Here is a 21,367-nt window from a genome sequence, read left to right as displayed (position 1 = left end):
CCAAGGAAAAACAACTATGTCCAAAACCTTTCAACCAAAAAAGATTGCTATCTTAGGCGGTGGAATGGCATCCTTAACCACCGCCTACGAATTAACCAGTCAACCAGGATGGGAAAACCTCTACGACATTACTATCTATCAAACGGGTTGGCGTTTAGGGGGTAAATGTGCCACCGGACGCAATATCAAACCCCACGCACCTAATTATGAGCCAGACTACCGCATTGAGGAACATGGACTGCATATTTTTTTTGGATTCTACGAAAATGCCTTTCGTCTACTCAAGCAATGTTACGACGAACTCGGCGGTAACGGGCCTTTCAGCACCATCGAAGACGCATTCAAACCCCACAGTCTCATCGTTCTAGAAGAATATATCAATCACAAATGGGTGACTCTGCCTTTTGATTTTCCCACTAATTCTTTAGTTCCCTGGGAAGGTGGGGGAATATCTTCTCTTTGGCAACATATCTGCACAACTATCAAATTCGTTATTCAGACTTACGCACATATAGATGATTATAGCCGTGCCAAGTTGAGTAAAAGTCCCTCAGCATTCTTTGCTAAACAAATTTCACTAGGCAAAGAGATCATAGAATTCTTATCAGATTCTAGCGTCTTACAAGTTCCTAGTCAGTTAATACAGTTATTTCTTCAACAACCAAACTATTGGGGAGGATGGCTAGATAGCATTAAACAAAACATTGGAAATCTTTTGCAAGACATAGACTTAACCTCTGAAACAGTCTTCTTAAAAATTGCTCACAACCTCATCCAATCACTACCCAAAAATACCAAAACTCATAGATATGAACATCACCAATTAATTCTCAAACTAATAGAACGTTTTCAACAACTTATCCAACGTCAAATAAATGTAAAAATTTCTCAGAATCCTGATGTCTTTTGGCGTTTAACACTAATTGATCTAGCATTAGCCAACATCCGGGGTTTATTTGTTGATGAAGTAATTCACTTTTCTTCCCTAGAGAAATTAGATGAATATAACTACATAGACTGGCTCAAAAAACACGGAGCTAGAGAATCAAGCATCAAATCAACATTTATTCGCGTTTTATACGATTTAGTGTATGGATTTCCTGAAGGAAATACAAATCAACCACAATTAGCAGCCGGAACAGCTATCCGTATTCTGACTACCATTTTGTTCCGCTACAACGGTGCAATCATGTGGAAGATGCAATCAGGAATGGCGGATGTAGTTATTACTCCACTTTATGAAGTATTAAAACGTCGCGGCGTGAAATTTCAATTCTTCCATGTCGTCAAACAACTGCATTTAAATGAAACCCAGCAAAGCATCGCCAGTATTACAGTATCTCGTCAAGTAAATCTCAAAAACCCAAATCAAGAATATCAACCACTGATTAAGGTAAAAGATATTCTTTGCTGGCCTAGTGAACCTCTTTACAACCAAATTGTCGATGCGGAAGCTGAAAAACTCCAAGCAAAAGCTATTAACCTAGAATCATATTGGACACCTTGGGAAAACGTAGAAGAAATCACCCTCAAACAAGGGAATGATTTTGATATCGTGCTGTTAGGAATTCCTCTAGCCGCCTTACCCTCAATTTGTAGTGAACTAGTCAACGCTAAGAAGAATCCAGTTCATCAAAAATGGCATGATATGTTAACTCAGGTTAAAACAGTCACCACCCAAGGCGGACAGATTTGGCTTAAATCTACTTTATCCCAACTAGGATGGCAAAAATCTAGTCCAGTGCTGGGAGCCTATGTTGAACCACTCGATGTCTATGCAGATATGAGTGAGTTGTTAGAACGAGAAAATTGGCCGGCGGAATATTACCCTTATAATTTAGCCTATTTTACTGGTGTCATTGCTGATCCTGGAATTCCTCCCCAAACAGAATATGATTTTCCTGCTCAAGTCAAAAAGAAGGTTGAGGAACAAGCAATTAATTTCCTCAACAATTACATTGGACATCTTTGGCCTGATGCTACCCAGCCTAAAAATCCTCAAGGTTTAAATTGGGACTTACTTGTAGATTTTCAAAACCGTCAAGGAGTAGAACGCTTTCAAGCTCAATATTGGCGAGTCAACATCGATCCCTCAGAACGCTATGTACTTTCTGTTCCTGGTAGTACAAAATATCGCCTCAAAACTGATGAATCTGGGTTCAACAACCTTTATTTAGCTGGTGACTGGATTAATAACGGTTACAATTCTGGTTGTGTAGAAGCTACAGTCATGTCTGCAATGCAAGCTACACGCACCATTCTCCAACAATGGTTTCAAATTCAATACAGTAAAAAAATTATTGGCGAATGGGATGACTGGATTTAACTGTCAGTTAATTTCTCATTGACTGAAGTTTATTATTTGCAAATAATTCAGTATGAATTGGGTGTGATGAAATTTATCCATGAGTTAAAATCAATACATTTTCAATGTTGGATTATCTGCTGACTTTGAAAATGTATTTTTTATTTTGAAAATACATTCTTACTCTAAGATTAATTAAAAAAACCTTATGATACGATTACCTAACTATCAAATTATAGAGTTAATTGATGATGCCACAAAAACAGCCGTTTACCGGGCAAGACGAAATCAAGATGGTCAGATAGTAATTATTAAACTTTTAAAGACAGAATACCCAGAACTTAAAGATATAGCAGCACTCAAACATGAGTATGAATTAATCAAAAACTTAGACATACAAGGAGTTATTCACACTCATGGACTGGAAAAATATCGTAATGGATTTGCTATTATTTTAGAGAACTTTGATGGCATCTCGCTCCACAAAATAATTCAAAGTCAGAAAATAAGTATATTAGAATTTATTAACATCGGGATTCAAATTACTCAAGCTTTAGGTGAACTGCATCAGCAATATATCATTCATAAAGATATTAAGCCACAAAATATCATTCTCAATCAAGAATCCCAAAAAATTAAAATTATTGATTTTTCTATTTCATCTCTATTATCGCAAGAAAAAGCCCAACTCAATAACCCTGATTTGCTGGAGGGGACTTTAGCTTATATGTCTCCGGAGCAAACAGGAAGAATGAATCGGTCGGTTGACTACCGTACAGATTTCTATTCTTTAGGTGTAACTTTTTATGAAATGCTTACGGGTCAGCTACCTTTTAATGTCATTGATCCTATGGAATTAGTGCATTATCATATTGCTAAACAGCCGCTACCTGTAAATCAATTAGTTCCCGAAATTCCTCCCGTAATTTCTGCAATAATTATGAAATTACTCAGCAAAACTGCTGAGGAAAGATATCAAAGTGCTTTTGGAATTCAAGCAGATTTGAAAAAATGTCTTTATGAATTTCAACAAGATGGTTGTATATCTGACTTCGATATTGGTCAATATGATCAGTCAAGTCAATTACATATCCCAGAAAAACTTTATGGTAGAGAAGCAGAAATAAATACTTTAATGACTGCTTTTGAGAACATTAATCAAGGTAGTAAGGAATTAATACTAGTTGCTGGTTATTCAGGTATTGGTAAATCAGCGTTGGTTAATGAGATTCATAAACCTATTATCAAAAATCGTGGTTATTTTATCAGTGGTAAATTTGAACAATTCCAGCGTAATATTCCCTATGCTTCACTGATTCAAGCATTTCAAGAGTTAATCCAGCAATTACTAGCAGAGAGTGAAACGCAACTAGCCGATTGGAAAGGAAAACTTCTAGAAACATTAGGAACTAATGCCCAAGTGATTATTGATGTCATTCCCGAATTAGAACTGATTATTGGTAAACAACCAGAAGTTACACAATTAGCTTCAGCAGAAGCACAAAATCGTTTTAACTTGCTCTTTCAAAGATTTATCAATGTTTTTGCTCAGAAAGAACACCCACTGGTCTTATTTTTAGATGATTTACAATGGTCAGATTTAGCCTCTCTCAAACTTATTCAACTATTAGCCACAGATCCAGATATTCAATATTTATTAATTATTGGCGCATATCGAGATAATGAAGTTGATGCTCATCATTCATTAATATTGACTTTACAGGAAATTTCCAAAAACAATGTAAATATCCAAACTATTAAATGTCACCCCTTAAAAATTGGTGATGTTCAAACATTAATTCATGAAACACTAAAATGTGAACTAGAAGCAGCTAAAGATTTAGCAGAACTTATTTACAAAAAAACTGCCGGTAATCCTTTCTTTATCAATCAGCTAATTAAATTCATTCATCATGAGAATCTAATTAAGTTTGATTTTATTACTAATCAATGGCAATGGCAGATTCAGCAGATTCAGTCTTTAGGTATTACTGATAATGTTGTTGAATTGATGGTCGGTAAAATTCAAAAACTCCAAGACAGCACACAAGATATTTTAAAATTGGCAGCCTGTATTGGTAATCGATTTAATTTAAATATGTTGGCTTATGTGCAGGAAAAATCGCCGACTCAATCAGCATCAGAACTTTGGGAAGCCTTACAAGCGGGTTTAATTGTACCTTTAAGTGATAGTTACAAACTACCACAACTCTTAGAAGATGTTGATGCTTTTGTAATTGATTATAAATTTCTTCACGATCGCGTGCAACAAGCAGCCTATGCCTTAATTCCTGATGATGACAAAAAAGCGATTCATTTAAATATTGGTCGAATGCTTTTCAAGAACATAGATGAGGATAGTTTAGAAGAGAAAATCTTTGATATTGTTAACCATTTAAATATAGCTGCCACATTAATCACAGAGCCACAAGAAAGATATCAGTTAGCTAAATTCAACCTCATTGCTGGATGTAAAGCTAAGGATTCTACTGCTTATGAATCTGCTGTGAAATTTTTTCATCAAGGTCTGATATTCCTATCAGATGATGCTTGGCAAAATCATTATCAATTAACTTTAAGTCTTTATGTGGAAACTATCGAGTCGGAATATTTAAACACGAATTTTGAACAAGCAGAGCCATTATTTAATTTAGTAATTAGCAACAGTCAGAATCTTTTAGATACAGTCAGAGTCTATGAGAAGAAAATTAAATTTTATGTTGCCCAAAATAAGATGAGGGAAGCCTTAGACTTAGATTTGCAAGTTCTCCAGATGTTGGGTGTGTGTTTGTCTCAAACTCCCCCAACAGATTTAACTATTGAGGACTTAGCAAATCTCCCAGTCATGACTGATCCTGATAAACTAGCTGCTATGCGGATACTCATGACAGCAATGCCACCTGCTTATTTAGCAGATCCTGCACTTTTGCCGCTAATTGCTTTTACAATGGTTGATTTATGTGTGCAGTATGGCAATTCATCTTTTGCAGCTTATGCCTATGGTTTTTACGGGTTAATTTTATGTGGCCCTCTGCAAGATATCGAATCAGGATACAGATTTGGTAAATTATCATTGCAGATTTTAGAAAAGTTCAATGCCAAAGAAATTAAAGCTAAAGTATACGCTTTGTTTAATATTTTTGTGAGACATTGGAAAGAACATATTCAGACAACCATAGAACCACTCCGAGAAGGTGTAGAAAGTGGTTTAGAAACAGGCGATATTGAGTACGTTGGTTACAACGGTATGTTGGCTTGCTGGCATCCTTTTCTAGCAGGTGAAAAATTAGAAGTAGTCGAACAATTACTAGAAAATTATATAAAATTATCGCACAAAATAAAACAAGATCATTTTTCTTTTTGCTTATTAATTTTAAAGGAAATGATAGTTGAGTTAATAGAGGGTGTAGACAATAAGCACTACTTAGAAGGCGAAAGCTTTAATCAATCGATTATGCTGAAAATGGCAGGTAATATTACAGCGATTTTCTATGCTTATCTTTCTAAAAGTATTTTGAGTTATTTGTTTGGAGATTACCTTAATTCTCTTAAAAATGCTCAAATAGCTCAGGAATATGAGGTGGCTGTCGGAGGTACTGTATATTTAGTAGAATATAAATTTTACTATTCTCTAGCACTAATTGCTGTTTATTTAGACCCGAATTTACCAGCAGATCTCAAGAGTGAATATAACTTACAATCCGTAATAGCAAAAGTAGACGCAAATCAGCAAAAATTGGCATTTTGGGCAAATCACGCGCCTTTGAATCATCAGCATAAGTATGAACTAGTAGCGGCAGAAAGAGCAAGAGTTTTAGGCGAAACTCTAGCGGCGATGGAATACTATGATTGTGCAGTTAGGGGTGCAAGTAATTCTGGCTACAGTCAGGAAGAAGCCTTAGCTTATGAACGTGCAGCAGAGTTTTATCTGAGTTTAGGAAGAAATGAATTTGCTTCCCTATATATGACAAAAGCACACTATGGTTATCGTCATTGGGGTGCAACTGCTAAAGTTAGAGATTTAGAATTGAAACACTCAGAATTGATTGCTAAAGTCTCTACACAACATCAAGTAGGTTTTACCAGTAATAACATAACTGCTTCTACAGGCAGTGCGAAAGCTAGTGAATTAGACTTAATTACGGTCATTAAAGCTTCGCAAGCATTATCAGAAGTCATTTTATTAGATAATCTTCTAGAGAAGTTAATGACGATTGTTATTGAAAATGCAGGGGCGCAAACTGGTATTTTAATTTTAGAGAAAGATGGTAAGTTATTTATTGAGGCTCAAGCTTGTGTAGACACCCAAAATTTAACTGTTGGTCAATCAATCCCAGTAGATAATCATCAGGTATTGCCTTTATCTATAATTAATTATGTAGCCAGAACGAAAAAAGATGTGGTTCTTAGCAATGCTTGTAATGAAGGTAATTTTGCCCTAGATCCTTACATTAATAAGTATCGAATTAAGTCACTGATGTGTACTTCCATAGTAAATCAGGGTAAATTAATCGGTTTACTTTACTTGGAAAATAATTTAACATTAGGGGCTTTTACTCCTAATAGGATACAGATATTAAAAATTCTCTCGTCTCAAGCTGCTATATCTATTGAAAATGCCCATTTTTATGCAAATTTAGAAGAAAAAATTCAGGTAAGAACTAGGGAATTAAAAGAGAAAAATATCCAATTAAACCAGACTCTACAAGAATTAAAAGTTACTCAAACCCAACTAATTCAAACGGAGAAAATGTCCAGTTTGGGTCAAATGGTAGCGGGGATTGCTCACGAGATTAATAATCCGGTGAATTTTATTCATGGCAATTTAGGGCATATAGACGGTTACACCCAAGATTTACTAACTTTAATTCATATTTATCAAGATACATATCCTGATAATGCACCGGAAGTTGCAGAATTTTTAGAAGATGTCGATATAGAGTTTATTCAAAAAGACATACCGAAGATTTTATCTTCTATGAAAATTGGAACACAGCGCATCCGAGAAATTGTGCTGACTTTGCGTAACTTCTCTCGGTTAGATGAGGCTGATATGAAACCCGTCAACATTCATGAGGGAATTGAAAGTACATTATTAATTTTACAGAGTCGTCTGCAAGCAAAACCTGGTCAGCCTACAATTGAGATTATCAAAGATTATGGTAATTTACCAAAAGTTGAATGTTATGCAGGTCAACTTAATCAGGCATTTATGAATATCTTGAATAACGCGATTGATGCGACAGAGAAGCGAAATCAGGAAAGAACAACAGAGGAAATTAAGGATAATTCTAGCGCGATCGCTATTCGTACCCAAGTAGTCAATCCTGATTTTGTCGCCATTAGTATTAAGGATCATGGTGTAGGTATAGAAGATAGTGTCAAACATAAAATATTTGATCCGTTCTTTACTACTAAACCAGTGGGACAAGGTACTGGGTTAGGATTATCCATCACCTATCAAATTATCGTCGATAAACATCAAGGGACGATAGAGTGCGTTTCTGAACCGGGAAAAGGTACAGAGTTGATTATTCAAATACCTTGTCGGCAAAAATGACCAATCTAGCATGAGTATGCTAGCAAACAAGCAGGTTTGAGGCGGAAAGAGACTGATGCCTGATCTACTGAGTTGTCACTTATTCTCAGTGGGTGTTAGTTTTGCAGCCAGTTAGGGAAAACTACTATTAGTTGGATGTCAATGCTACTTAAGGAAGATATTTTGACTTTGGTCAATGATTTTTCTCGAACAAAACCCTATTGACAACTTTTTTGTGTAGATATTTAGGAATCAAGACTACTATGGCTCAAATCTCTTCGCTCGACAAGCAAATAGAATCCCTAGAGTTACCAATTGAACGCGATCAGTTTTTGCGTACAGTCATTCGAGAGTTAGCTGGCACTTTACAGGATGTGGTTGGTGTGGAAGAGGCAGCAGGGTTTCTAAATGTAGTTGGGTATCGCACCGGCCAACACGTCAACCAGATATACCATAACGCACTACAACTTTCTCATCTTTCTCGTGAACAGGTAACTGCCGTCCTTGTCGATTGGAAACGCCGCATTCAAGGAGACTTTTACGTAATTGAAGAAACTGATGAAAAGATTGTTTTAGGCAATCGTAAATGCCCTTTTGCAGAACAAGTAGAAGGGCGTGAAGCTATGTGTGTCATGACATCTAATATCTTTGGCGCGATCGCAGCAGACAATCTCGGCTACGCTAGGGTCGAGTTAGAAGACACCATCGCCAGAGGCGCACAAGAGTGCAAAGTTGTCATACATTTAAAACCTAGCGAAGCATCAGAAGAGTTTGCCGGGCAAGAATATTTCAAATTGTAGTAACAGCATCAAGCGGAAGTTCGCAGATGATCACTTTTTCTCTGCTAGATATTTTCGTTGAAGTTGACTCCTCACTGGCTTAGTCTTTGAGTCTGTTAGTTTTTCACACCTCAGCAAAAAACCTGCTTCGACACATCAAAATCATGAAACCTGATCAATTTTTAGCTTTTGCCCAGGTTTTACCAGAACCTATGCTACTTGTAACCAGTGCAGGTGAAATTTTGGCTGCTAATTCAGCTGCTGCCAAATTATTTAGTAAAACTAGTAAAGCGATGATTGGTCAGAATTTCAGCGAGTTGGTTAATGATTCTCCAGAGAAAGTCAACAACTATCTGCAAGTTTGCGCCCAAAGTCGTCAGATGATTTTGGGTGCTTTCACTATTCAACAAACCCCAGGGGAAGAAATTGCTTGTCGCACTCAAGGTGCTGTAGTTCAACCGCGATCGCCTCAAAGCCCAGCGATCAATTTACTGCGCCTAGAAAAAAGAACGAGTAATGAATTTGTTGTGCTTAACCAAAAAATTCATGCACTGAGTCAGGAGATTAAACAACGCCAACGCATTGAAGCAGAACTGGTTCAATCTAACGAAACTTTAAAACAAACTTTAATCAAACTGCAAAATGCCCTGGAATCTGTCCAAACAGAAAAGATGTCTGGTTTAGGACAGTTAGTGGCAGGAATTGCCCATGAAATTAATAATCCAATTAGCTTTATTCATGGGAATCTTGCTTATGCTGCTCAATATTATGATGATTTAATAAAATTAATTCACCTCTATCAGCAAGAATATCCCCATCCCAGCCAAGTAATTCAACAAGAAATTGAAGCCTTAGAACTGGAATTTCTGCAAGCAGATATCAAAAAATTACTCCAGTCAATGCAGACAGGTTCTAAGCGTGTGTCCCAGATTGTACAATCTTTGCGAAACTTTTCTCGCTTAGACGAAGCAAAATTCAAACTGGTTGATATTCATGAAGGTTTAGAGGCTACATTGATGATTTTGCAAGGTCGCCTCCAGTCAATGAGCCATACTCAAATTGAAGTGATGAGGGAATATCGTAAATTGCCATTAATTTATTGTTCTCCTTGTCAACTCAATCAAGTGTTTATGAATATTTTAAATAATGCGATTGATGCCTTGGAAGATGCTGAAAAATTGCGATGTTCTCCCAGCGAAAGCTCATCGTCAGCACTAACACAAAATCATCCTAGTCGGATCTGGATTCGCACAGAGACAATCAGCGATCGCTACATCGCAATTCGCATCCGAGACAACGGTAAAGGCATCCCTAGCGAAATCCATCATCAAATATTTAATCCTTTCTTTACCACTAAGCCAATTGGTAAAGGCACAGGATTGGGACTATCAATTAGTTACCAAATCATTGAGAGCCATAATGGTCGAATTAATATGACCTCTGAACCAGATTTGGGAACGGAGTTTACTATTGAGTTACCGATTGTTGAAGAGCAAGACTACAGAGACTGCTGATATCATCAATAAAACCAATTCGCAATTCGCAATTCGCAATTCGCAATCAAACCAAAAATTCAAAATTGCTATGAGGCAGATGATTTATACCAAGTTTTTCGCCACTGTTGCATTTGATTAATTTCAGTATTCTGCCCTTTGATAATGGCTTGCGCTAAATTTTTGATTTCTGGACGTTGAGATTTTTGTAAAGCATCTTTAGCCATAACCACAGCTGCTTCATGATGGGGAATCATCGCATTAATAAAACGCAAATCAAATTCTGCATCAGCTTCGCCTAAATTCACATCCATCATCATGGACTGCATTTGCTCAGAGGACATTGGCATCATATGACCCATTTTGGCATCATAAGCCATCGGTTGATTATCTGCTTTGGGATACCAAGTTTTACGCCATTGTTTCATCTGATTAATTTCTTGTGTCTGCGCTTTGATAATCTCATCTGCTAATTGTTTAATTTCAGGACGGGTAGATTTTTGCTTGGCAACATTTGCCATGTTCAACGCCCCTTGATGGTGGGGAATCATTGCATCAATGAATCGTAAATCATAGTTAGCATCGGCTGGCCCCAAATCCATAGCCATGTTGTGATTGCTACCACTATGGTTCATGTCATGATGATTCATGTGGTGCTGAGAATTTTGATTCTGAGCTTGAGAAGTTGTTGAACAGGCTGTTAATAGTGCCAAACTAAAAGCCAAAAAACTGTTTTTCCAAGTTAGAAGTTGCATAGTAATCATTCCCCATTACGGATTGCTCTTTAATTCTGAACTATCCATCTAACTGGAGAGTCAACCAATTTTAGATTTTGGATTTTGGATTTTAGATTTTAGATTCAATTCGCCCTGCTTCCTGCCTCTTGTACGTAGTAATCAAAGCGTTGGCGGAGTTGCTCTATAGTTAGATTCTGTGTCCAGTATTCTACCAAGGCGTGACCAAATGCCCAGGCGTTGCGCTCTGGGGTGCTGGGGTTTTCTAACAGCAATGGCCACAAAGATAACAAATCAAATTTTGCTGGTTTTAACAGTGAGAATAAATCAAAAGCCATCTGGAGTTTACCAATGACAATGGGTAACTGCTCGACAGGGATTTGTTCTGCTAGGATATACGCCAAGGTAGGAGAACCGGTTGATAATGTGGCAATAAACTGAAGTACCGGACTTTTTAGCAGTGCTGTTAATCCTTGGGTAGTGGCCATTTGAAAGGTGTAATGGTCGATAATTTTGGCAGCCCCTACTGTGCGGGCTTCGCGGTTACGTAAAAATCTGGCGAGTCTGAGTTGCTTGGCTGGTGCGATCGCTTCTATGATTCCTAAAGATAAAGCATCTATGCCCCAAGCCATCCTCCCAGTATTCAAATCACTAGTTACCACAGGTAACACTAAATTACAAAATTCTCCCAATAACTCGGCACGATACCCTGTAGCTTCACGAATGGCGATTTCTTTGGCTTTATCACCATCTTGCCAATTATAAGGCGGTTGCCACTCTCTGATCGGACGTAACTTATCTACTTGCGTCACAACGGCGATCGCTGGTATATCTGCAACGGTGGCTTTGATGGCTTGGAGAAAATCTACATCCATCTGCAAGGCGGGATCAAGCACAGGTGTAACTAACAGTAATAAATCGGCGTTAGTGGCATAGTCTAAGACTAGTTGGCGTAAATCTTCCCGCTTGACTTGTTCGTAACCTGGTGTATCCCACAGATGCAGGGTTTCGCCGTCTTTGGTTTGCCAATGATAGTCTTGAATTTGGTCGGTACTAGGCAAAACATCAACTTCTGCTATGTCTCCTTGGAATATCGTATTAATCAAACTGCTTTTCCCTGCACCTGTTCTACCCACAAGTAAAATGCTGAGGGGTTTCTGCTCAACCTTTTCGACTGGTTCGGCTTGGGCGAGGATGTTTTGCAGGGTTTGAGTTTTCGCCTGGGTAGTTGCAGGTGTTTCTATGGTGATGGTTTTACCACTGTAAAGTGCGATCGCCTGTCTGCACAAGTTCCGCAAGGCGGCTTCTCGCAATAATTGCCCTAAATTTACCAATAATTGCTGATTTGCTTGATTAGAGTAACCTTTCGTAGCCCGATTAGCCGCCGCCGCCACGGGATTTAATAACCACTGCGCCCAGCCCCACGCCCGCCAAACCTTGCGGGCTGATGGTTCTAATTTGCGGTAAACTTCATAGGCTTGGTAGGCTTGCCCCACGGTGACTTGATTGAGTGCAGGCGATAACTTTTGCATCCACTGATCTAAATCATCCACCGTTCCCCGAATCAGTCCATACACTTGGGGAACGTAGATATTTAATAGAGGATACTGCACCTCTGGATTGTAGATATGGGCAACAGCCACGACTAAATCTTGGCAGCGTTGCCAAAAAGTTTGCCAATCTTCCCAAATCGGGCGATCGCTTTGGGCTGCATTGAGAATCTGTTGTAATGCTGCTTCTGCTTGTTGTGTCGCGTCAGTGCTAACTGATGCGGTGGTATCTGCAACAGTAGATTTTAATTCTTCCTGGACTTGAGCGATCGCCGCTTCCACTTGTTTAATTGCAGGTTGTGTCCACTTTACCAACAACCAACGCCAACCCACAAATACTAATGTAAATACCCCCCAAATCCAATTTATCCCCCAAGCATGGATTTGCATTCCGGCGGATACCAACAAGAAAATCATAATAGAGGCGATCGGCACTGCCAAGACAACCCACTGCCAAACTTTTAAACGCACCATGTCTTACACTTGTCCTAGTTAGACTCTGATACTGTTATTTTAGGCAGGAGAAGAAAGGAAAAAGGCAAAAAATATCTTTTACCCTTCTCTACGAGAGACTGCGCCAACGGGTGATGCTCCTGCGCCGCTAACGCCATTTGCGGCGTTGCTGAATTGAGATATGATTTATCCCTCTTCTGTCACTTTCCGAGTATTCTGAATAAAAGGATGAAAAGAAAAAACTCTGGAAGGTAAGCAGGGCAATGGATGTAGAATTACAAATCCTCAAACATTTGGCAAGAGATGCTCATCCAACAGTTGCGCTCATAGATGAATATTGTGCAGAGTATAAAAACCTGTTCAAAGAGGTAAGAAATTATGAGTGCTTTAAATATTTACATTTGGGGATAATATCAACAATAAAAAGAAAATCGTTACCAGAAATAGCGAAGGTGGTAAGTATAAACTCAGCGCAGTCATTACATCATTTTATAGCTAACTCAGATTGGTCAGTAGATGAATTAAAACAACGAAGATTAAAGAAAATCAAGCAAGCCTTGAATGGTCAGGCGATTACAGTAGTAATAGATGAAACCGGAGATAGAAAAAAAGGTAAAAAGACTGATTATGTCGCAAGACAATATTTAGGAAGTGTGGGAAAAGTTGATAATGGAATAGTTTCAGTCAATGCTTATGGAATTTATTCTAATATAACTTTTCCTTTAAGTGTAAAAGTATTCAAACCAAAAGGGACGCTAAAATCAGGAGATAAATATAAAACTCAAATAGAGTTAGCGTCAGAAATAATTACAGAGTTAATTGAAGAGGGTGTTAATATTGAACTGGTACTGGCAGATAGTTTATATGGTGAGCAGCGCGTTGGGCGGCTTTGCCGACTTGAAGCGACTGCGAACCCGAAGGGTGAAAGTAGCCAGTTTCTGAGAAAACTGGATGAATATAACTTAGCTTATGTTGTAGCAATCAGAAGTAATCATGGTGTCTGGATGCCATCAGGGCAGAGCGTTAGGGCGAATAAGTGGTGCAAATTTGAGAGAACATTTAGTAATCAAAAATCAGAAACTAGATATATAAGAGAAATAGTTTATGGTAAAAAAAGAGCCATAACTTACTGGGAAATAACAACTGACCCAGAAACCATGCCAGAAAATTCTACCTCTTTTGTGATGACGAATCTTCAAGGGAACTTGAAGAAGATTTTAGGTGACTTATATGGATTAAGAACCTGGGTTGAATATGGGTTTAGGCAATGTAAACAGGAACTAGGCTGGACAGATTACCGTTTTACAAATTTCCAACATATTGAGAGATGGTGGGAGATTATTTTTAGTGTTTATACGATGATTAGTTTAAATTCTCCAGTCTTTTTAGGCTTGAATCAATCTCATCAACTTGAGACTGAAGCACAAGAAAATAATGATGTTGATTTTTCTAATCATCCGCAATGGAATCATGAATCTGGATGGAAGAATACTTTAAATAATCTGCGTCTTATTATCCAACCACTTTTACTATTTTGGTTAATTTATCCCTGGTTAAGTATTTTCCCTAATTCAGATTTGTTACTGGGATTCAATCATTTAATTGCCACAATGAATCAATTTAAACCCTATTATGCTTCTGGATGATTTAGCTTCTGAACTATTTGCTTATTCCGGAAAGTGCCAGAAGAGGGATATTTGTGTGATGTAAACTTCACCCTTGCTATTAACTGCAACACCGATACCTGTAAGGTTGTAATTACCTTTAATGTTGTTGAGATGTCCAGAACTTGTTAGCCAACCTTGGACAGCTTGGGTAGCAGGATCACTATAACCCCGATTTGTCGCCACATTTTCCGCCGCTCCTCGGTAAGAAATACCTATCGCCTGGACTAGTTGATTAAAGCCAGAATGACCAAATGGAACTTGAGCATCAGCCATCTTCTGACTATGAATCCTGGCTTGACTATCTATAGACTCATTCCGCGTTAACGCCGGTAAACCCAAAGAAGCGCGGTACTGATTAATTTGCCGATGCACAGATGCTTCTACAGATGCGGTGTCAATTGTAGATTGTGCTATGTGACGACTTTGAACAGATTTGGGCAAAGATTGTGATGTATAAGTATGAGCCGGTGCAGAAATTGCCACTACTCCACCCGACACAATCAAAGTGCCTAAAACAAAGTTGTGAATTTTCGTGCGAATCATTAATAGGGAGTCTGAAAGACTGAAAGGGAACTTTCAGTACATCTAACCAGACTCATCTTTTTTAGACAAATAAGTCTTTGAGTAGTTTTACGGTGTAAAAGCTCACATTAATTAGGGAAACAGATTATAAAGCTTGAAATTAGCGATTTTTCAAATATTTGCCATCAAATTTTTCGGATTACAAGCAGCATAGGCGGTAGATGAAGATGCGATCGCCTATCACCGAAGAGTCAGAGGGGAAGAGAGCAGAGGTAACAATGAAGAGTTTCCTTCCTACGCGAATGTTTTCAGGAATTAAATCTAATTCCTACATATTAAGTTCAGTATATTTTAGAATACAACTGCAACAAACACTCGACAATTGAAAATCCCTATCTTATCATTGGTTTATTAGCTTGATGTTTGGCAAGTCGAAGCGGGGTCAAAAACCCTGGGGATTCGTCAAAATCGCCAGAACCTTGACAACATAATAATTACAGCGTTTCAATAATTCGGGAAGTTGCAAATTACTCGCAATAAGGTGGGCTGAAATCGACCTGATTTTGCGACTCGTCAAAATGCTTCCCAGGAAGCTTGCTCTATATAAGTTTCAGTACCGAGCAGTTTCCATTAACCTTTTCCCCGCAAGGGGACTGAAACCTAAACAATGCCCAACCTTCCCGTTCGTAGGGGATTTGGTTTCCATTAACCTTTTCCCCGCAAGGGGACTGAAACTTGAGTTCTACTTGCATTTCGTTGAGCATATTTTCTGGTTTCCATTAACCTTTTCCCCGCAAGGGGACTGAAACGAGCATCATTGAACGTTGGGGAATTCGCTCTCATCCGTTTCCATTAACCTTTTCCCCGCAAGGGGACTGAAACAGGAATTACAGCAGTTACTTGACCTTAGTGAGTGGCAATGTTTCCATTAACCTTTTCCCCGCAAGGGGACTGAAACATAAGATGTCTTGGGGATAACCCAAGGACTCGTTAGTTTCCATTAACCTTTTCCCCGCAAGGGGACTGAAACTCAATTTCTATAATCTGCTAAATAACCTGAGTTCGGGATAAGAAAAGGGACAGGTAGTAAGCTGAAAATAGCGTTAAATCCAGCACCTGTCCTATGTCTAGTTTAGAAGCATTATTCTGCCACGTAGACGATTTCTGCGAAAAATTTGAAGCTCAATGGCAAAAAAGCCTACTCAAACAGGGAGGAATTCGGCGATTTAGGGCAAAAAGCTTATGTTTGAGTGAAATAATGACAATATTGATTGCGTTTCACCAAAATCACTACCGGAATTTCAAGCATTTTTATTTAGAACAGGTACAGAAACAATGGAGGTGTGCATTTCCAGGTCTTCCCAGCTATCAACGATTTGTTGAATGGATGCCATCTGTGCTGATACCCCTATGTGCATACTTGAAGCATTGCTTCGGTCGATGTACGGGTATCGGATTTGTAGACTCAACCAGCGTCAAGGTCTGCCATAATCGTCGCATTTCTAGAAATCATGTGTTTAAGGATGTTGCCGCTAGGGGTAAGACTTCTGTGGATTGGTTTTTTGGTTTTAAACTCCACATTGTAGTTAATGAGCATGGTGAAATCTTAAATGCGATTGTGACACCTGGTAATATTGACGACAGAAAACCTATCCCAGATTTACTTACTGGTCTTTTTGGCAAAATTTTTGCTGATAGGGGCTATGTCTCTCAACAACTGGCTGATCAACTTTTTCGAGAATTCGGGATTGAATTTTTTGCCAAACCCCGTCGCAATATGAAAAACAAGTTAATGCGCCTCCATGACAAGCTTTTGTCACGTAAGCGTTCCATTATTGAAACAATTAACGACCAACTCAAGAATATTTCTCAGATAGAACATTCTCGACATCGAAGTCCTGTCAATTTCTGCGTTAATCTTCTGTGTGGATTAATCGCTTATTGCCACCAACCTAAGAAGCCCAGCCTTCACATGGACTGGATTTTAACCCAATCTGCTTAACCCGAACTCAGGTTAAATAAGAAAATGCCCGTTTCCATTAACCTTTTCCCCGCAAGGGGACTGAAACGATGATCTGCGATGTTTTAGCCATCTACTTTATGTTGGGTTTCCATTAACCTTTTCCCCGCAAGGGGACTGAAACAAATTCATTTGCAGTTCTATCCGTTAAAACCCCAATCCCAGTTTCCATTAACCTTTTCCCCGCAAGGGGACTGAAACATCGAGTAATAGCCTGAATTCTTCAATATCTGCTGCTGGTTTCCATTAACCTTTTCCCCGCAAGGGGACTGAAACGTCTCGGAAACCAACCATGAGAACAAAACCAAGGTTTCCATTAACCTTTTCCCCGCAAGGGGACGGGTGCGACTATCAGTCGCTCATGAGAGTGAGTATCTGAGAAATACTCCTGGTTAGTGTCTAAACCAGTACCTACCCGAAGGGGCATAGCGGGTAACTGCGGTGTCTCAGAGCTAGAGGGGAAAGCGTAAAATCTGCAAGCCGAAGAGTGGACGTAACGCCAAGGTAAAACCACTGATGGGTTAACGAAAGTGAACCTTTGAAGAGGCATCGTGAAGAGGAAATACTGAAAACGGCCCAAACAGTAAAAGAGGTGAGATATTCTGCCCTGTCCTCAGAATATAAGACATCAAAACGCCTCCGGTGTATAGAAGGAACGCGCAGTGGTTGAATCTCTGATGTGTGATATGAAGTAACCCCAATGGAGTCTGACAACTAGAAACGATGCTGTCAGTAAAGCAGGGAGCAATCCCGACTGAACTCTCCAGTGGGAGTAAGATGCTACAAAAAGCGAAAGCTGTGAAGCCGAAAGGCAACGGGAAACCATAACCGCGCAGATAGGTTGAACTAAACCGACCTGAAAGGGTGCAGACGTGTAGCGAGTGAACCCCTTGAAATCAGAGTAGTAAGAAACCGAACTGTACGGGAAAAGTTATGGTGCAATCAACGATTGTGAATGTAACCGACAGGACGACGGACTGGAACAGCATAAAGTGGAAAAATGCTTACCGCGTAGTCAGGCGACTCAGACAAAGAATATTCAAGGCAACCAAAGACGGTAACTTTAAGGGGGTACGCAATCTTCAAAAGTTACTGATGCGGAGTTACTCCAACATGATACTTTCCGTGCGACGAGTAACGCAATTAAATCAAGGCAAGAAAACAGCAGGTGTGGACAAATTACTGGTACTGACACCACTTGCTAGAGCAACACTGGTAGATATTCTCGCCATGCGCTTACCGTGGAAAGCATTACCAGTGAAGCGGATATACATCCGCAAATCCAACGGCAAACAACGCCCCCTCGGTATTCCCGGCATCATCGACAGATGTCTTCAGGCAATAGTATTAAACGCCTTAGAACCAAGTTGGGAAGCACAATTCGAGAGAACATCTTACGGTTTCCGCCCCGGTAGAGGCGTGCATGACGCGATAGAAAGAGTACATTCCATGTCAAAAGCCAACTCCACTACTAGTTGGGTGGTCGATGCCGACATTGAAGGTTGCTTTGATAACATCGCCCATGCACCACTCATGCAAACCATTGGTAACTTCCCCGCACGGCAGTTAATACACCAGTGGTTAAAAGCGGGATATGTAGACAAGGGCGTGTTTTACGATACAGAAACGGGCGTACCCCAAGGTGGAATCATTTCCCCACTACTAGCAAACATTGCATTGCATGGTATGGAAGCAGCATTGGGTATCAGATACGATAAACACGGTCACAAAATCGGGCATCGTGGTCTGGTACGTTACGCTGATGATTTGGTAGTTTTCTGCAAAACTCCAGAGGATGCCCACAGGGTAGTTGATATCTTGTCCTGCTGGATGAAAACTAAAGGTTTGGCTTTATCAGAGTCTAAAACCCAAATAGTACATCTAACTGTGGGATTTGATTTTCTGGGGTTTAACATCAGATGGTATCAAGACAAGAATACCTTAACGGGGCGGAAAGTATTAATCAAGCCTAGCAAGCAATCTCTGCAAGATGTCCGAGACCAGATTCGGCTTTCTTGGCTAGATCATAAAAGCCATAATGTCAATTATCTTATAGGCAAGCTTAACCCGATAATTCGCGGTGTGGCTAATTACTATCGGACAGTTGTTTCCTCACATATATTCACCAAACTAGATAGATGGATGTATGTGCGACAGCAACGGTACGCCAAGAGAATGCACCCAAATAAAAGCTCTCATTGGCGCATTTGCCGCTATTGGGGTCACTTCAATTTGGATAGAAATGACTTTTGGGTGTTTGGGGACAAACATTCTGGTCAATACCTACTCAAGTTTAGTTGGTTTCATATCAAACGGCACACTTTGGTTAAAGGTGATGCTTCCCCTGATGACCAACAGTTACGCGTTTACTGGCAACAACGGCGCAAGAAGCAATCTCGCTGTTTGATTCCTAGTTACCAAAAGTTAGCCCGAAGACAAGGGTATCAGTGTCCTATTTGTGGCGAGTCTCTGTTTAACAATGAGTCTTTACATAAACACCATAAAATCCCTTGTGCTGCTGGCGGCAATGATAGCTACTCTAATTTAGAGTTGGTGCATTTTTACTGTCACCAACAAATACACTCAGTAGGACGCAAGTCTGAAGGTGAGGTGTTTGTGCAAACACAAAGTTGCTTTCATCCACCGATACACTCAGTCGGATTATCAGATGAATCTGAAGATGAGGTATTCAGTCCTTGGTAAGCGTTCGGGTTTGCTAAAGCCGGATGCAGGGTAACTTGCTTGTCCGGTTTGTCGGGGGGAAAGGAGTTGCAATACTCCTGCCCTACCCATTAAACTCAACTCTTGGGTGGGGATAATTAGGGCGTTGAGTTTCCATCAACCTTTTCCCCGCAAGGGGACTGAAACATGGATGATAACAGCGTTAGTTTTCCGGTACAACGTTTCCATCAACCTTTTCCCCGCAAGGGGACTAAAACTCAAACTTAACATTTGCTTGAACTAAGTTAGATTCATTTAAGCTGAACAAAAGCAGGGCTAAAGCCCTTACTACAAACGCATCGGTTCAGAAAAATGAATGGCGATTAACTGACCACCCAAGGGAGATGAAGCACAGAAGTAAACTGCAAATAAGAATCTTCGCTTGAAAATGACACTTTAGACTATTGACTGTTGACTAATGACTAATGACTAATGACTAATGACTAAGAGAAAATGTCAAAATGAAATGTGTTTTGCCATCGCCACTTGATACAGTGAGCATTTGAGATAAATAAACTGGTAATTTATGGGTAAGCAGCGTGTTCTTTCTGGAGTTCAACCAACTGGTAACTTACACTTGGGTAACTACTTAGGCGCAATTCGCAACTGGGTAGAAATCCAAGAACAGTATGATAATTTCTTTTGTGTCGTAGATTTACACGCGATTACAGTACCGCATAATCCAGCGACATTGGCAGCAGATAGTTACACAATTGCCGCACTTTATTTAGCCTGTGGTATTGACTTAAAACATTCCAACATCTTTATTCAATCCCACGTTTCCGCCCACAGTGAACTAGCTTGGTTACTCAACTGCATCACACCCCTGAACTGGCTGCAAGACATGATTCAGTTTAAAGAGAAAGCCGTCAAGCAAGGGGAAAATGTCGGTGCAGGTTTATTAATCTACCCAGTGCTGATGGCTGCTGATATTTTGTTGTATCAAGCCGATAAAGTGCCGGTAGGCGAAGACCAAAAACAACATCTAGAACTCACACGGGATATTGTCAACAGATTTAATCACCAATTCGCCAAGGATCAGCCCGTCCTCAAACTACCAGACCCCTTAATTCGCAAAGAAGGCGCGAGGGTGATGAGTTTGACCGATGGGACGCGCAAAATGTCTAAATCTGACCCTTCAGAGTTAAGCCGGATTAACCTTTTAGATCCACCAGATCAGATTGCCAATAAAATTAAACGTTGTAAAACTGACCCAGTGCGGGGATTAATCTTTGACGACCCAGAAAGACCAGAGTGCAACAACTTGCTAACTTTATATATGTTATTGTCAGGCAAGGCGAAGGAAGAGGTAGCATCTGAGTGTCAAGACATGGGCTGGGGACAATTTAAGCCATTACTGACCGAAACAGCAATTAACGCCCTCAAACCCATCCAAGACAAATATCAGCAAATCATGGACGACAAAGGTTATTTAGAGTCTGTGTTGCGTGATGGTAGAGAAAAAGCCGAAGCCATAGCCAACCAAACCCTAAAAGACGTAAAAGCTGCGTTAGGTTATTCAATGCCTTTGTAAATTTGGGCATTGGGCATTGGGCATGGGGAATGGGGCATTGGGCATTGGGT

At 39.6% G+C, this 21,367-nt stretch carries 11 protein-coding genes and 2 CRISPR repeat arrays; of the genes, 8 read left to right on the top strand and 3 right to left on the bottom strand.

The window, feature by feature from the left end:
* The first annotated feature begins 16 nt into the window (after nt 1–16).
* The 4 genes from CLI64_RS07425 to CLI64_RS07410 all read left to right on the top strand — a co-directional run bounded on the left by CLI64_RS07425 (nt 17) and on the right by CLI64_RS07410 (nt 10,137).
* The gene (locus CLI64_RS07425) at nt 17–2,326 is read left to right on the top strand and encodes an NAD(P)-binding protein (RefSeq protein WP_103136608.1); all 2,310 of its coding nucleotides are present in this window, start codon (nt 17–19) and stop codon (nt 2,324–2,326) included.
* A gap of 187 nt (nt 2,327–2,513) precedes the next feature.
* The gene (locus CLI64_RS07420; protein ID WP_103136607.1) at nt 2,514–7,865 is read left to right on the top strand and encodes an ATP-binding sensor histidine kinase; all 5,352 of its coding nucleotides are present in this window, start codon (nt 2,514–2,516) and stop codon (nt 7,863–7,865) included.
* Nucleotides 7,866–8,107: 242 nt separating this feature from the next.
* Nucleotides 8,108–8,644, top strand: coding sequence for a methanogen output domain 1-containing protein (locus CLI64_RS07415; RefSeq protein WP_103136606.1), 537 nt, complete (start codon nt 8,108–8,110; stop codon nt 8,642–8,644).
* A 143-nt stretch (nt 8,645–8,787) separates the two neighbouring features.
* Complete coding sequence (locus CLI64_RS07410; protein ID WP_103136605.1) at nt 8,788–10,137, top strand: ATP-binding protein; 1,350 nt, start codon at nt 8,788–8,790, stop codon at nt 10,135–10,137.
* 68 nt (nt 10,138–10,205) lie between these two features.
* Here the strand turns inward: CLI64_RS07410 and CLI64_RS07405 are convergent, their stop codons facing one another.
* Both CLI64_RS07405 and CLI64_RS07400 read right to left on the bottom strand, forming a co-directional pair.
* Entirely contained in the window at nt 10,206–10,880 is a 675-nt protein-coding gene (locus CLI64_RS07405; RefSeq protein WP_103136604.1) for a DUF305 domain-containing protein, read from the bottom strand.
* 95 nt (nt 10,881–10,975) lie between these two features.
* The gene (locus tag CLI64_RS07400) at nt 10,976–12,874 is read right to left on the bottom strand and encodes a GTPase family protein (protein ID WP_103136603.1); all 1,899 of its coding nucleotides are present in this window, start codon (nt 12,872–12,874) and stop codon (nt 10,976–10,978) included.
* 242 nt (nt 12,875–13,116) lie between these two features.
* Between CLI64_RS07400 and CLI64_RS07395 the strand changes: the two genes are divergently transcribed.
* Nucleotides 13,117–14,499 carry a transposase gene (locus tag CLI64_RS07395; protein WP_103136602.1) on the top strand — a complete coding sequence of 461 codons (1,383 nt, stop codon included), beginning with the start codon at nt 13,117–13,119 and terminating at the stop codon, nt 14,497–14,499.
* Between the two features lie 21 nt (nt 14,500–14,520).
* Here the strand turns inward: CLI64_RS07395 and CLI64_RS07390 are convergent, their stop codons facing one another.
* A complete protein-coding gene (locus CLI64_RS07390) occupies nt 14,521–15,063 on the bottom strand; it encodes a CAP domain-containing protein (RefSeq protein ID WP_103136601.1) in 543 nt (180 codons plus the stop codon).
* A gap of 602 nt (nt 15,064–15,665) precedes the next feature.
* Nucleotides 15,666–16,072: direct repeats of the CRISPR family, unit length 37 nt; unit sequence GTTTCCATTAACCTTTTCCCCGCAAGGGGACTGAAAC.
* Nucleotides 16,073–16,165: 93 nt separating this feature from the next.
* On the opposite strand from CLI64_RS07390, the gene CLI64_RS07385 reads away from it, so the two are divergent.
* From CLI64_RS07385 to trpS, 3 genes are all read left to right on the top strand, one after another.
* Nucleotides 16,166–17,044, top strand: a complete 879-nt coding sequence (locus CLI64_RS07385; RefSeq protein ID WP_103136600.1) for an IS982 family transposase — start codon at nt 16,166–16,168, stop codon at nt 17,042–17,044.
* A gap of 30 nt (nt 17,045–17,074) precedes the next feature.
* Nucleotides 17,075–17,408: a CRISPR direct-repeat array (repeat unit 37 nt; unit sequence GTTTCCATTAACCTTTTCCCCGCAAGGGGACTGAAAC).
* A gap of 587 nt (nt 17,409–17,995) precedes the next feature.
* Complete coding sequence (gene ltrA / locus CLI64_RS07380; RefSeq protein ID WP_103136599.1) at nt 17,996–19,765, top strand: group II intron reverse transcriptase/maturase; 1,770 nt, start codon at nt 17,996–17,998, stop codon at nt 19,763–19,765.
* Between the two features lie 544 nt (nt 19,766–20,309).
* Nucleotides 20,310–21,317, top strand: coding sequence for a tryptophan--tRNA ligase (gene trpS / locus CLI64_RS07375; protein WP_103136598.1), 1,008 nt, complete (start codon nt 20,310–20,312; stop codon nt 21,315–21,317).
* Nucleotides 21,318–21,367: the final 50 nt, after the last annotated feature.

It is taken from the genome of Nostoc sp. CENA543 (assembly GCF_002896875.1).
GTDB lineage: Bacteria > Cyanobacteriota > Cyanobacteriia > Cyanobacteriales > Nostocaceae > Trichormus.
The sequence above is the reverse complement of the archived record's forward strand: the minus strand, read 5'-3'. Positions and strand labels throughout refer to the sequence as shown.

Excerpts from the sequence above, each read along its gene's own strand:
- CLI64_RS07425 (WP_103136608.1), top strand. The coding sequence starts at position 17 with ATGTCCAAAACCTTTCAACCAAAAAAGATTGCTATCTTAGGCGGTGGA.
- CLI64_RS07400 (WP_103136603.1), bottom strand. The coding sequence starts at position 12,874 with ATGGTGCGTTTAAAAGTTTGGCAGTGGGTTGTCTTGGCAGTGCCGATC.
- trpS (WP_103136598.1), top strand. The coding sequence starts at position 20,310 with ATGGGTAAGCAGCGTGTTCTTTCTGGAGTTCAACCAACTGGTAACTTA.
- CLI64_RS07395 (WP_103136602.1), top strand. The coding sequence starts at position 13,117 with ATGGATGTAGAATTACAAATCCTCAAACATTTGGCAAGAGATGCTCAT.
- CLI64_RS07410 (WP_103136605.1), top strand. The coding sequence starts at position 8,788 with ATGAAACCTGATCAATTTTTAGCTTTTGCCCAGGTTTTACCAGAACCT.
- ltrA (WP_103136599.1), top strand. The coding sequence starts at position 17,996 with ATGGTGCAATCAACGATTGTGAATGTAACCGACAGGACGACGGACTGG.
- CLI64_RS07415 (WP_103136606.1), top strand. The coding sequence starts at position 8,108 with ATGGCTCAAATCTCTTCGCTCGACAAGCAAATAGAATCCCTAGAGTTA.
- CLI64_RS07420 (WP_103136607.1), top strand. The coding sequence starts at position 2,514 with ATGATACGATTACCTAACTATCAAATTATAGAGTTAATTGATGATGCC.
- CLI64_RS07405 (WP_103136604.1), bottom strand. The coding sequence starts at position 10,880 with ATGATTACTATGCAACTTCTAACTTGGAAAAACAGTTTTTTGGCTTTT.
- CLI64_RS07390 (WP_103136601.1), bottom strand. The coding sequence starts at position 15,063 with ATGATTCGCACGAAAATTCACAACTTTGTTTTAGGCACTTTGATTGTG.
- CLI64_RS07385 (WP_103136600.1), top strand. The coding sequence starts at position 16,166 with ATGTCTAGTTTAGAAGCATTATTCTGCCACGTAGACGATTTCTGCGAA.